This window comes from Streptococcus sp. HMSC077F03 (assembly GCF_001812375.1).
Classification (GTDB): domain Bacteria; phylum Bacillota; class Bacilli; order Lactobacillales; family Streptococcaceae; genus Streptococcus; species Streptococcus oralis_S.
In genome coordinates this window covers 396,864-408,212 of record NZ_KV808797.1, presented here as the reverse complement: position 1 = coordinate 408,212, position 11,349 = coordinate 396,864, and the positions used below count along the sequence as shown (strand labels likewise).

At 41.4% G+C, this 11,349-nt stretch carries 13 protein-coding genes; all 13 read left to right on the top strand.

Features of this window, described 5'->3' with window-relative positions:
• On the top strand, nucleotides 1-268 hold a 268-nt coding region (locus tag HMPREF2853_RS09100; RefSeq protein ID WP_148131409.1), incomplete at its 5' end, for an LPXTG cell wall anchor domain-containing protein.
• Nucleotides 269-378: 110 nt separating this feature from the next.
• The gene (locus HMPREF2853_RS09095; protein WP_000390700.1) at nucleotides 379-585 is read left to right on the top strand and encodes a hypothetical protein; all 207 of its coding nucleotides are present in this window, start codon (nucleotides 379-381) and stop codon (nucleotides 583-585) included.
• Nucleotides 582-776 carry a hypothetical protein gene (locus HMPREF2853_RS09090; protein WP_000709169.1) on the top strand — a complete coding sequence of 65 codons (195 nt, stop codon included), beginning with the start codon at nucleotides 582-584 and terminating at the stop codon, nucleotides 774-776. The genes HMPREF2853_RS09095 and HMPREF2853_RS09090 overlap by 4 nt, the downstream gene beginning before the upstream one ends.
• A complete protein-coding gene (locus HMPREF2853_RS09085) occupies nucleotides 763-1,638 on the top strand; it encodes an ABC transporter ATP-binding protein (protein WP_000216039.1) in 876 nt (291 codons plus the stop codon). Before HMPREF2853_RS09090 ends, HMPREF2853_RS09085 begins: the two co-directional genes overlap by 14 nt.
• A gap of 12 nt (nucleotides 1,639-1,650) precedes the next feature.
• Nucleotides 1,651-2,385 (top strand): ABC transporter permease, encoded by a 735-nt coding sequence (locus tag HMPREF2853_RS09080; RefSeq protein WP_000794219.1) that lies wholly within the window; start codon nucleotides 1,651-1,653, stop codon nucleotides 2,383-2,385.
• Between the two features lie 4 nt (nucleotides 2,386-2,389).
• Nucleotides 2,390-3,487, top strand: a complete 1,098-nt coding sequence (locus HMPREF2853_RS09075) for a sensor histidine kinase (protein ID WP_002881496.1) — start codon at nucleotides 2,390-2,392, stop codon at nucleotides 3,485-3,487.
• A gap of 1 nt (nucleotide 3,488) precedes the next feature.
• Nucleotides 3,489-4,088 (top strand): response regulator transcription factor, encoded by a 600-nt coding sequence (locus HMPREF2853_RS09070; RefSeq protein ID WP_000772057.1) that lies wholly within the window; start codon nucleotides 3,489-3,491, stop codon nucleotides 4,086-4,088.
• A 319-nt stretch (nucleotides 4,089-4,407) separates the two neighbouring features.
• Nucleotides 4,408-4,821 carry a 30S ribosomal protein S12 gene (gene rpsL, locus HMPREF2853_RS09065; RefSeq protein WP_001142332.1) on the top strand — a complete coding sequence of 138 codons (414 nt, stop codon included), beginning with the start codon at nucleotides 4,408-4,410 and terminating at the stop codon, nucleotides 4,819-4,821.
• Between the two features lie 19 nt (nucleotides 4,822-4,840).
• On the top strand, nucleotides 4,841-5,311 hold the full coding sequence (gene rpsG, locus HMPREF2853_RS09060) for a 30S ribosomal protein S7 (RefSeq protein ID WP_000087873.1): 471 nt from the start codon (nucleotides 4,841-4,843) through the stop codon (nucleotides 5,309-5,311).
• Nucleotides 5,312-5,598: 287 nt separating this feature from the next.
• Entirely contained in the window at nucleotides 5,599-7,680 is a 2,082-nt protein-coding gene (fusA, locus tag HMPREF2853_RS09055; protein WP_070535927.1) for an elongation factor G, read from the top strand.
• A gap of 321 nt (nucleotides 7,681-8,001) precedes the next feature.
• A complete protein-coding gene (locus HMPREF2853_RS09050) occupies nucleotides 8,002-9,702 on the top strand; it encodes an acetolactate synthase large subunit (protein WP_070535924.1) in 1,701 nt (566 codons plus the stop codon).
• Nucleotides 9,695-10,171 carry an acetolactate synthase small subunit gene (gene ilvN / locus HMPREF2853_RS09045; RefSeq protein ID WP_001253813.1) on the top strand — a complete coding sequence of 159 codons (477 nt, stop codon included), beginning with the start codon at nucleotides 9,695-9,697 and terminating at the stop codon, nucleotides 10,169-10,171. The genes HMPREF2853_RS09050 and ilvN overlap by 8 nt, the downstream gene beginning before the upstream one ends.
• 90 nt (nucleotides 10,172-10,261) lie before the next feature.
• A complete protein-coding gene (ilvC, locus tag HMPREF2853_RS09040) occupies nucleotides 10,262-11,284 on the top strand; it encodes a ketol-acid reductoisomerase (RefSeq protein WP_000290683.1) in 1,023 nt (340 codons plus the stop codon).
• The last annotated feature ends 65 nt before the right edge of the window (nucleotides 11,285-11,349 follow it).

Here is an 11,349-nt window from a genome sequence, read left to right as displayed (position 1 = left end):
TCGCAATGGAAATATCATTTCAGGATTCTATACTCCAACAGTAGTAGAACTTCCAGAGCAAGTGAAGCCGTCTGATAAAAAAGAACTTTCAGTACCTGATTCGAAACCAGATCAATTGACGCAAAACATCTCTGTAGAAAAACATCAACTTCCAAATACTGGAACTCAAGAAGATGGTTTGAAAAATCTAGGAATTCTGACAGCCCTAGCAGGTGCCATGACATTTGGATTACTAGGTAAAAAGAAACGAAACGATGAATCAGACTAATCATTTTTAAGAACCGAGAAATCGGTTCTTTTTTATGACATTTGTCATATTTCCTAGTGACAGAAGCATCTAGCTCCGCTAACTTCAAAGGACTATAATTGAAGTATGAAATGGAGGAAGAAGAAATGAAAAATAAAATGATTGTCGCAGTGAGTTTAGTAGCAGCAGGAGTTATGACCTATCTCATGTTTTCAGGATTGGACGAGGGTTTCTATCATTTTCCTTGGGAGCTCTTTGCTGGCTTTGGAATGATGTCTTGGCTTGTCAGAGAAGGTTTGAAATTATTCAGAGATGTGAAAAAGGAGTTTGAGGAATGAAAAAAGCAATCATCTATTTCTTTATCAGCCTGTCACTCTTGGTATGGTTAGTGGAAATGTTTACTGGTTGGTTTGACCAAACCTTGCTTCGCCAATTTATTCGTGGTGCTTGGGGTTTTGGATTTATGATTTTCGTTGTTTTCCCTGTGGGAATGAAGTGGTTGAAAGGAGAATCTCATGACTGTGATTAAAGTTGAGAAATTGAGTAAGAAAATAAAAGACAAGGAGATCTTGCGGAACATCTCCTTTGAAATCAACGATGGTGAATGTGTCGCCTTGATCGGGCCTAACGGAGCAGGGAAGACAACCTTGATTGATTGCCTCTTGGGAGACAAGTTCATGAGCTCAGGTCAGATAGCCATTCAAGGCTTTGCACCAACAGATCCTCGATTAAAGCAGCTTATTTCTGTCTTACCCCAAGAAAATGCAGTTGCCCAAAGCTTGAAAGTGAAAGAACTTCTATCATTTTTCAAGTCACTTTATCCCGACAGTCTCTCAGACAAAGAAATTGATGACTTGTTAAGATTCTCAGATAAGCAGAAAAATCAGCTAGCGGGCAAGTTGTCTGGTGGTCAAAAACGTTTGTTCTCTTTCGTGTTGACTTTAATAGGTCGTCCGAAAATTCTATTTTTAGACGAGCCAACTGCTGCCATGGATACCTCGACACGTCAGCATTTTTGGGAAATTGTCAATCAGTTAAAGAAAAATGGTGTCACCATTGTCTACTCTTCTCACTATATCGAAGAGGTAGAACATACGGCTGACCGCATTTTGGTACTCCACAAGGGAGAATTGATTCGCGATACGACGCCTTATGCTATGCGTGGTGAAGAACAAGAAAAACATTTTACGGTACCTCTAACTTATCAGGAAGTTATCAGCACTTTGGACCAGGTTCAAGAGATTGAAATCAAGCAAAATGCTCTTTCCTTCACAACCAAAGAAGCCAGCAAAGTATGGAAAGTCTTGCAAGAACAGGGCTGCACGATCGAAGAAATTGAAGTTCGCAATCGAACTCTTTTGGACAGTATCTTCGAAACGACTCAAGACTAAAGGAGATTGACGATGAAAAATATGACAAGTCTCATGAAAGTAGAAATCATTCTGATGAAACGGCAAGCCATCTACTACTTGCTATCCATCGGACTTCCAAGTGTATTTTACCTTATTTTCTCTGGTATGATGTCAGGATCAGACATTCCAGAAATCGCTCTTCAAGCCTATCTTTTTGCCATGACGCTCTTTAGTATCATGTCAAGTGCTTTTTTCAGTATCCCAAGCACACTCGAGTCTGATAAGACAAACAACTGGCAAAAATTGATTCAACATTCTCCCGTATCTATGGTAGAATATTATGTATCAAAACTGTTCAGCACTCTGCTAACTTTCTTGTTATCAGTTATAGTTGTCTTTTCGGTTGGTCATTTTGTCCGTGGAGTGACTCTGCCTTGGCTTGATTGGTTGGTAATCGGAGTTATGTTACTGGTTGGAAGCGTGGTCTTTATCAGCATGGGGGTATTGGTGAGCTTGCTTCCTAGTGCTCAATTGATGACGGTTGTTGGAAATATTGCCTATATTGCTTTGGCTGTCCTAGGTGGACTGTGGTTTCCTTTGAATTCCTTCCCAGAATGGCTCCAATCTATTGGAAAGCTGACTCCAACCTATCAACTGATGCAGGTTGTTTCTACTTATTTGGAGCATCACGAGTTTAACATTCTTGCTGCCTTGGTTGTGCTAGGCTATACAGTTTTCTTTGGTGTACTGGTCATTCAACTGAAAAAACGGATTGAGGTAAAATAAATCTATGTTGGAAAAATTTAAAAACATTCATTATATGTTTCATATTTCAATTGTGTTTATCATCTTTCCTATAGCGGGTGTCATCGTTGGAGATTACCCGCTTTTAACCTTGCTATGGACCCTACTATTTGTACTTGCCTTCTATTCGGTTTTAATCAGTCAGAATCGCACCGTGCAGTGGCTAGCATGGTGGTCCATGCTTGTCTACATTTTTTATACATCTGTTTGGCTAAGTTCAGGTTTCACATGGTTTATCTTTTATTTATCCAATCTCCTTATTTATGAGCTGGATGAGATTTCTTTTCACTCTTGGCGTTTTGTCAGTTTTATTGTCCTGCAACCATTTATTCTGACCGGAATCTATATGGTCAATCATGTTAGTCCCTGGCAGCTACTCTTTTTCTTGGTGACCTTTATCTTTTCCGATGCAATGACCTTTGGTCTTTATCGAATTCGATTGTCGGAGGACATAAAAGAAGAAAAGAGAAAGCAAAATGCTAAGCTTAATCTTTTCTTGGCTGAAAATGAACGCAATCGTATCGGTCAGGATCTCCATGACAGTCTAGGCCATACATTTGCTATGTTGAGTGTGAAGACGGATCTTGCCCTCCAACTTTTTCAGATGCAGGCTTATCCACAGGTGGAAAAGGAATTAAGAGAAATACAGCAAATTAGCAAAGAATCAATGCGTGAAGTTCGAACCATTGTGGAAAATCTTAAGTCTAGAACTTTGACATCAGAACTAGAGACTTTGAAAAAGATGTTAGAAATTGCTGGAATTGAGGTGGAAATAGCTAATCAACTAGATACAGCTAGCTTAACTCAGGAATTAGAGTCAACAGCCTCCATGATTTTGCTTGAGTTAGTGACCAATATCATCAAACACGCCAAAGCGTCTAAAGCCTACTTAAAATTAGAACGGACAGAGAAAGAACTCATTCTAACAGTGAGAGATGATGGCTGTGGCTTTGCTTCTCTAAAAGGAGATGAACTCCATACTGTTCGAGACCGTGTCCTTCCTTTTTCAGGAGAAGTAAAGGTAATCAGTCAGAAACATCCGACTGAAGTGCAGGTTCGGCTACCTTATAAGGAGAGAAACTAAGATGAAATTACTTGTTGCAGAAGATCAAAGTATGTTGCGAGATGCTATGTGCCAGTTGCTTACCTTTCAACCAGATGTAGATTCTGTCCTACAAGCCAAGGATGGCCAAGAAGCAATCCAACTCTTAGAAAAGGAGCCCGTAGATATCGCCATTCTTGACGTAGAAATGCCTGCTAAGACAGGCCTCGAAGTCTTGGAGTGGATACGAGCAGAAAAGCTAGAAACAAAGGTGGTTGTGGTGACGACCTTCAAGCGCCCCGGCTATTTTGAACGTGCGGTTAAGGCTGGAGTGGATGCTTATGTCTTAAAAGAAAGAAGCATTGCGGACCTCATGCAAACCTTGCACACTGTTCTTGAAGGACGTAAGGAATATTCGCCTGAATTGATGGAAGTGGTGATGACGCACCCCAATCCGTTAACAGAGCAAGAAATCGCTGTTTTAAAGGGAATCGCTCAGGGCTTGTCTAATCAAGAAATCGCAGATCAGCTTTATCTATCAAATGGAACCGTCCGAAACTATGTCACCAATATTCTTTCGAAACTAGATGCTGGTAATCGAACAGAGGCAGCCAACATTGCAAAAGAATCTGGTTGGCTTTGATAAGAAGGGTTAAAAAATTCCGAAACGATAACTTGAATCGAAGGAAATCCATACTAGAAAGGAGGAGGGAAATTGCCTCCTTTTTAGGTTTAGAAAAGCGGTTAGAACTAGTGTCAAAGAGTTAAAAGATCAGAATAAAAATGAAAAATATCTTGACAACGAAGGAAAAATTGTGTTACAATAATAGACGGTACTTTTTACTTTTGGTCTCTCAAAAGTGTACAGGGACGTGCTGACAAATGTTGCAAAAGTACACACAGATGGTAGCTGTCACCAAGTGTATCATCACCAAAAATAAAAAAAACACAGGAGAATGTAGATGCCTACAATTAACCAATTGGTTCGCAAACCGCGTAAATCAAAAGTAGAAAAATCTAAATCACCAGCTTTGAACGTTGGTTACAACAGTCATAAAAAAGTTCAAACAAACGTTTCTTCACCACAAAAACGTGGTGTTGCAACTCGTGTGGGAACAATGACACCTAAAAAACCTAACTCTGCCCTTCGTAAATTCGCTCGTGTACGTTTGAGCAACCTTATCGAAGTTACTGCCTACATCCCAGGTATCGGACACAACTTGCAAGAGCACAGCGTGGTGCTTCTTCGTGGTGGACGTGTAAAAGACCTTCCAGGGGTACGTTACCATATCGTCCGTGGTGCACTTGATACTGCAGGTGTTAACGATCGTAAACAAGGCCGTTCTAAATACGGTACTAAACGTCCAAAAGCATAAGGAAAGGGGATAAAGAGAAATGAGTCGTAAAAATAGAGCTCCAAAACGTGACGTATTGCCAGATCCGCTTTACAATTCACAACTAGTTACTCGTCTTATCAACCGCGTTATGCTTGATGGTAAACGTGGTACAGCTGCTTCAATCGTTTACGGTGCTTTTGAGCAAATCAAAGAAGCTACTGGTAACGATGCACTTGAAGTATTTGAAACAGCTATGGAAAACATCATGCCTGTACTTGAAGTACGTGCACGTCGTGTTGGTGGATCTAACTACCAAGTCCCAGTTGAAGTTCGTCCAGAACGTCGTACAACACTTGGACTTCGTTGGTTGGTAACCATCGCTCGCCTTCGTGGTGAACACACAATGCAAGACCGTCTTGCAAAAGAAATCTTGGATGCTGCGAACAACACTGGTGCAGCAGTTAAGAAACGTGAAGACACTCACCGTATGGCTGAAGCTAACCGTGCCTTCGCACACTTCCGTTGGTAAGAATAAGATACTAAGGGCGTTAAAAAAGCGACTGAAAATTAGGAAGCTTGACGCAGAATCAAAGCTTCTAGGAAAGCTTATCTATTTTCCGAGCTTTTAGCCCGAGTTCAATTGGGTTCAACTCAGCTAACTTAAGCTTTTAGCCCGAGTTCAATTCAATTTGTATACAAGTTGAAACCAACAAAAACAAGATAAACATTGAGAACGGGTAGGTCCTGCCTATCCGTTTTTATTAAAATCGTGTTATAATAGAATAGAAATTAAAATAAATAGGAGAAATAAACCTCATGGCACGCGAATTTTCACTTGAAAAAACTCGTAATATCGGTATCATGGCTCACGTCGATGCCGGTAAAACAACAACTACTGAGCGTATTCTTTACTACACTGGTAAAATCCACAAAATCGGTGAAACTCACGAAGGTGCGTCACAAATGGACTGGATGGAGCAAGAGCAAGAACGTGGTATCACTATCACATCTGCTGCGACAACAGCTCAATGGAACAACCACCGCGTAAACATCATCGACACACCAGGACACGTGGACTTCACAATCGAAGTACAACGTTCTCTTCGTGTATTGGACGGTGCGGTTACTGTTCTTGACTCACAATCAGGTGTTGAGCCTCAAACTGAAACAGTTTGGCGTCAAGCAACTGAGTACGGAGTTCCACGTATCGTATTTGCTAACAAAATGGACAAAATCGGTGCTGACTTCCTTTACTCAGTAAGCACACTTCACGACCGTCTTCAAGCAAACGCACACCCAATCCAATTGCCAATCGGTGCTGAAGATGATTTCCGCGGTATTATCGACTTGATCAAGATGAAAGCTGAAATCTATACTAATGACCTTGGTACAGATATCCTTGAAGAAGATATTCCAGCTGAATACCTTGACCAAGCTCAAGAATACCGTGAAAAATTGGTTGAAGCAGTCGCTGAAACTGATGAAGACTTGATGATGAAATACCTTGAAGGTGAAGAAATCACTAACGAAGAATTGAAAGCTGCTATCCGTAAAGCAACTATCAACGTTGAATTCTTCCCAGTATTGTGTGGTTCTGCCTTCAAGAACAAGGGTGTTCAATTGATGCTTGATGCGGTTATCGACTACCTTCCAAGCCCACTTGACATTCCAGCGATCAAAGGTATTAACCCAGATACAGATGAAGAAGAAACTCGTCCAGCATCTGATGATAAGCCATTCGCAGCTCTTGCCTTCAAGATCATGACTGACCCATTCGTAGGTCGTTTGACATTCTTCCGTGTATACTCAGGTGTTCTCCAATCAGGTTCTTACGTATTGAACACTTCTAAAGGTAAACGTGAACGTATCGGACGTATCCTTCAAATGCACGCTAACAGCCGTCAAGAAATTGACACTGTTTACTCAGGTGATATCGCTGCTGCCGTTGGTTTGAAAGATACAACAACTGGTGACTCATTGACAGATGAAAAAGCTAAAATCATCCTTGAGTCAATCAACGTTCCAGAACCAGTTATCCAATTGATGGTTGAGCCTAAATCTAAAGCAGACCAAGACAAGATGGGTATCGCTCTTCAAAAATTGGCTGAAGAAGATCCAACATTCCGCGTTGAAACAAACGTTGAAACTGGTGAAACAGTTATCTCTGGTATGGGTGAACTTCACCTTGACGTCCTTGTTGACCGTATGCGTCGTGAGTTCAAAGTGGAAGCAAACGTAGGTGCTCCTCAAGTATCTTATCGTGAAACATTCCGCGCTTCTACTCAAGCACGTGGATTCTTCAAACGTCAGTCTGGTGGTAAAGGTCAATTCGGTGATGTATGGATTGAATTTACTCCAAACGAAGAAGGTAAAGGATTCGAATTCGAAAACGCAATCGTCGGTGGTGTGGTTCCTCGTGAATTTATCCCAGCGGTTGAAAAAGGTTTGGTAGAATCTATGGCTAACGGTGTTCTTGCAGGTTACCCAATGGTTGACGTTAAAGCTAAGCTTTACGATGGTTCATACCACGATGTCGACTCATCTGAAACTGCCTTCAAGATCGCGGCTTCACTTGCCCTTAAAGAAGCTGCTAAATCAGCACAACCAGCTATCCTTGAGCCAATGATGCTTGTAACCATCACTGTTCCTGAAGAAAACCTTGGTGATGTTATGGGTCACGTAACTGCTCGTCGTGGACGTGTAGATGGTATGGAAGCACACGGTAACAGCCAAATCGTTCGTGCTTACGTTCCACTTGCTGAAATGTTCGGTTACGCAACAGTTCTTCGTTCTGCATCTCAAGGACGTGGTACCTTCATGATGGTATTTGACCACTACGAAGATGTACCTAAGTCAGTACAAGAAGAAATCATTAAGAAAAACAAAGGTGAAGACTAATCAGTCCTCACTCTAGAAGGAAGTCACTTAGTGGCTTCCTTTTTGTCTTTAACTATTCATTTTTGCTGAATATAGTATACGAATTTGATCGCTAAGTGAGAAAAATACTAATTCTACCAAGAAAGAAAATATTCTAATTTGATAAATTAAAATAAATAAAGGTTCCTAATTCCGTAGATAACTTAATAAAAATAAGGAAATGATTCATAAATACACTTTTAGATAGAAAATTCAGAAAATTGACTCTTTTGCCTTGAAAATTTTTGAAAAAATGGTATGATAGTAACAAGCTATTTTTTTAAGAGAAGAGAAAGGGGAACAATGGAGAATATCAGTTTAGAATCTCCTAAGACGGGGTCGGACCTAGTTTTGGAAACACTTCGGGACTTAGGGATTGATACCATTTTTGGTTATCCTGGTGGTGCGGTCTTACCTTTGTATGATGCGATATACAATTTTAAAGGTATTCGCCACATCTTGGGACGCCATGAGCAAGGTTGTTTGCACGAAGCTGAAGGATATGCCAAATCAACTGGAAAGTTGGGCGTTGCCGTCGTCACGAGTGGGCCGGGAGCAACAAATGCCATTACAGGGATTGCAGATGCCATGAGCGATAGCGTTCCCCTTTTGGTCTTTACAGGTCAGGTTGCGCGAGCTGGGATTGGGAAGGATGCCTTTCAGGAGGCGGATATCGTAGGTATTACCATGCCCATTACCAAGTACAATTACCAAGTTCGTGAGACAGCAGATATTCCTCGTATCATTACGGAAGCTGTCCATATCGCAACGACAGGTCGTCCAGGTCCAGTTGTGATTGACTTGCCCAAGGATGTATCAGCCCTAGAGACAGATTTCATCTATTCGCCGGAGGTGAATTTACCAAGTTACCAACCGACACTTGATCCAAATGACATGCAAATCAAGAAAATCTTGAAGCAATTGTCAAAAGCCAAGAAACCTGTTTTGTTAGCAGGGGGCGGTATCAGCTATGCAGAAGCTTCTAAGGAGCTCAATGAATTTGCTGAACGTTACCAAATTCCAGTAGTCACTAGTCTTTTGGGGCAAGGAACCATTGCAACGAGTCATCCGCTCTTCCTAGGGATGGGAGGCATGCACGGTTCTTTCGCAGCCAACATTGCAATGACGGAAGCGGACTTTATGATTAGTATTGGTTGCCGTTTCGATGACCGCTTGACTGGGAACCCTAAGACCTTCGCGAAGAATGCTAAGGTTGCTCATATCGACATTGACCCAGCTGAGATTGGTAAGATTATCAGTGCAGATATTCCTGTAGTGGGGGATGCTAAGAAAGCCTTGCAGATGCTACTGGCAGAACCAACTGTTCATAACAATACTGAAAAGTGGATTGAAAAAGTCACCAAGGACAAGAATCGAGTTCGTTCTTATGATAAGAAAGAACGTGTGGTTCAACCTCAGGCCGTAATTGAACGCATCGGTGAGTTGACGCATGGTGATGCCATTGTCGTAACTGACGTAGGGCAGCACCAAATGTGGACAGCTCAGTATTATCCTTACCAAAATGAGCGTCAGTTAGTCACTTCAGGTGGTTTGGGTACCATGGGATTCGGAGTTCCTGCAGCTATCGGAGCCAAGATTGCCAATCCAGAAAAAGAGGTCATCCTTTTTGTTGGTGATGGTGGCTTCCAAATGACCAACCAAGAACTAGCTATCCTAAACATCTACAAGGTGCCGATTAAGGTTGTCATGTTGAATAACCATTCACTAGGAATGGTTCGTCAGTGGCAGGAATCCTTCTATGAGGGTAGAACTTCCGAGTCAGTCTTTGATACCCTTCCTGACTTCCAGTTGATGGCACAGGCTTATGGCATCAAAAACTATAAATTTGATAATCCAGAGACGATAGAGAAGGATCTAGAAGTCATTCTGGAGGATGTGCCCATGTTTATCGAGGTGGATATTTCTCGTAAGGAACAGGTCTTACCGATGGTACCAGCTGGTAAGAGCAATCATGAGATGTTGGGGGTGAAGTTCCATGCGTAGAATGTTAACAGCTAGATTGCAAAACCGTTCAGGAGTTTTGAATCGTTTTACAGGTGTCCTTTCTCGTCGTCAAGTCAATATTGAGAGTATCTCAGTTGGTGCGACAGAGAATCCCAATGTATCTCGCATCACCATTATTATTGATGTAGCTTCTCATGATGAAGTAGAGCAAATCATTAAACAACTCAATCGTCAGATTGATGTAATTCGCATTCGTGATATCACAGATAAACCACACTTGGAAAGAGAAGTTATCTTGGTAAAAGTATCTGCTCCTGCTGAGAAGCGTGCAGAAATCTTGGCCATTATCCAACCTTTCCGAGCAACGGTAGTAGATGTGGCTCCAAGCTCAATCACCATCCAGATGACGGGAAATGCTGAAAAGAGTGAAGCTTTATTGCGAGTGATTCGACCATATGGTATTAAAAATATCGCTCGTACGGGTGCAACTGGATTTACCCGCGACTAATACTCTTTGATTTTCATTGAGTATAAAATCCAGCATAAATTTGTTAAACCAGCCTATAAGGCAATAAAAAATAGAAAAGAGAGAAAAACTATGGCAGTTCAAATGGAATACGAAAAAGATGTTAAAGTAGCAGCGCTTGACGGTAAAAAAATCGCCGTAATCGGTTATGGTTCACAAGGACATGCGCATGCGCAAAACTTGCGTGATTCAGGTCGTGATGTCATCATCGGTGTGCGTCCAGGTAAATCTTTTGACAAAGCAAAAGAAGATGGTTTTGACACTTACACAGTAGCAGAAGCAACCAAATTGGCTGACGTTATTATGATTTTGGCACCAGACGAAATCCAACAAGAATTGTACGAAGCAGAAATCGCTCCAAACTTGGAAGCTGGAAATGCAGTTGGATTTGCTCATGGTTTCAATATCCACTTTGAATTTATCAAAGTTCCTGCAGATGTAGATGTTTTCATGTGTGCTCCTAAAGGACCAGGACACTTGGTACGTCGTACTTACGAAGAAGGATTTGGTGTGCCAGCTCTTTACGCAGTTTACCAAGATGCAACTGGAAATGCGAAAAACATTGCTATGGACTGGTGTAAAGGTGTTGGGGCAGCTCGTGTTGGTTTGCTTGAAACAACTTACAAAGAAGAAACTGAAGAAGATTTGTTTGGTGAACAAGCCGTACTTTGTGGTGGTTTGACTGCCCTTATCGAAGCAGGTTTTGAAGTCTTGACAGAAGCAGGCTATGCCCCAGAATTGGCTTACTTTGAAGTTCTTCACGAAATGAAATTGATCGTTGACTTGATCTATGAAGGTGGATTCAAGAAAATGCGTCAATCTATTTCAAACACTGCTGAATACGGTGACTATGTATCAGGTCCACGTGTGATTACTGAGCAAGTTAAAGAAAACATGAAAGCTGTTTTGGCAGATATCCAAAATGGTAAATTTGCAAATGACTTTGTAAATGACTACAAGGCTGGTCGTCCAAAATTAACTGCTTACCGTGAACAAGCAGCTAACCTTGAAATTGAAAAAGTTGGTGCAGAATTGCGTAAAGCAATGCCTTTCGTTGGTAAAAACGACGACGACGCATTCAAAATCTACAATTAATTCTTGTAAAGAGAGACAGAAGGCGAGTTGGGGGTACCTAACTCGTTTTTTATCTTGAACAGTAT

Bases quoted from the DNA above. Each gene is read 5' to 3' on its own strand.
- HMPREF2853_RS09095 (WP_000390700.1), top strand. From the start codon at position 379: ATGGAGGAAGAAGAAATGAAAAATAAAATGATTGTCGCAGTGAGTTTA.
- HMPREF2853_RS09090 (WP_000709169.1), top strand. From the start codon at position 582: ATGAAAAAAGCAATCATCTATTTCTTTATCAGCCTGTCACTCTTGGTA.
- HMPREF2853_RS09085 (WP_000216039.1), top strand. From the start codon at position 763: ATGACTGTGATTAAAGTTGAGAAATTGAGTAAGAAAATAAAAGACAAG.
- HMPREF2853_RS09080 (WP_000794219.1), top strand. From the start codon at position 1,651: ATGAAAAATATGACAAGTCTCATGAAAGTAGAAATCATTCTGATGAAA.
- HMPREF2853_RS09075 (WP_002881496.1), top strand. From the start codon at position 2,390: ATGTTGGAAAAATTTAAAAACATTCATTATATGTTTCATATTTCAATT.
- HMPREF2853_RS09070 (WP_000772057.1), top strand. From the start codon at position 3,489: ATGAAATTACTTGTTGCAGAAGATCAAAGTATGTTGCGAGATGCTATG.
- rpsL (WP_001142332.1), top strand. From the start codon at position 4,408: ATGCCTACAATTAACCAATTGGTTCGCAAACCGCGTAAATCAAAAGTA.
- rpsG (WP_000087873.1), top strand. From the start codon at position 4,841: ATGAGTCGTAAAAATAGAGCTCCAAAACGTGACGTATTGCCAGATCCG.
- fusA (WP_070535927.1), top strand. From the start codon at position 5,599: ATGGCACGCGAATTTTCACTTGAAAAAACTCGTAATATCGGTATCATG.
- HMPREF2853_RS09050 (WP_070535924.1), top strand. From the start codon at position 8,002: ATGGAGAATATCAGTTTAGAATCTCCTAAGACGGGGTCGGACCTAGTT.
- ilvN (WP_001253813.1), top strand. From the start codon at position 9,695: ATGCGTAGAATGTTAACAGCTAGATTGCAAAACCGTTCAGGAGTTTTG.
- ilvC (WP_000290683.1), top strand. From the start codon at position 10,262: ATGGCAGTTCAAATGGAATACGAAAAAGATGTTAAAGTAGCAGCGCTT.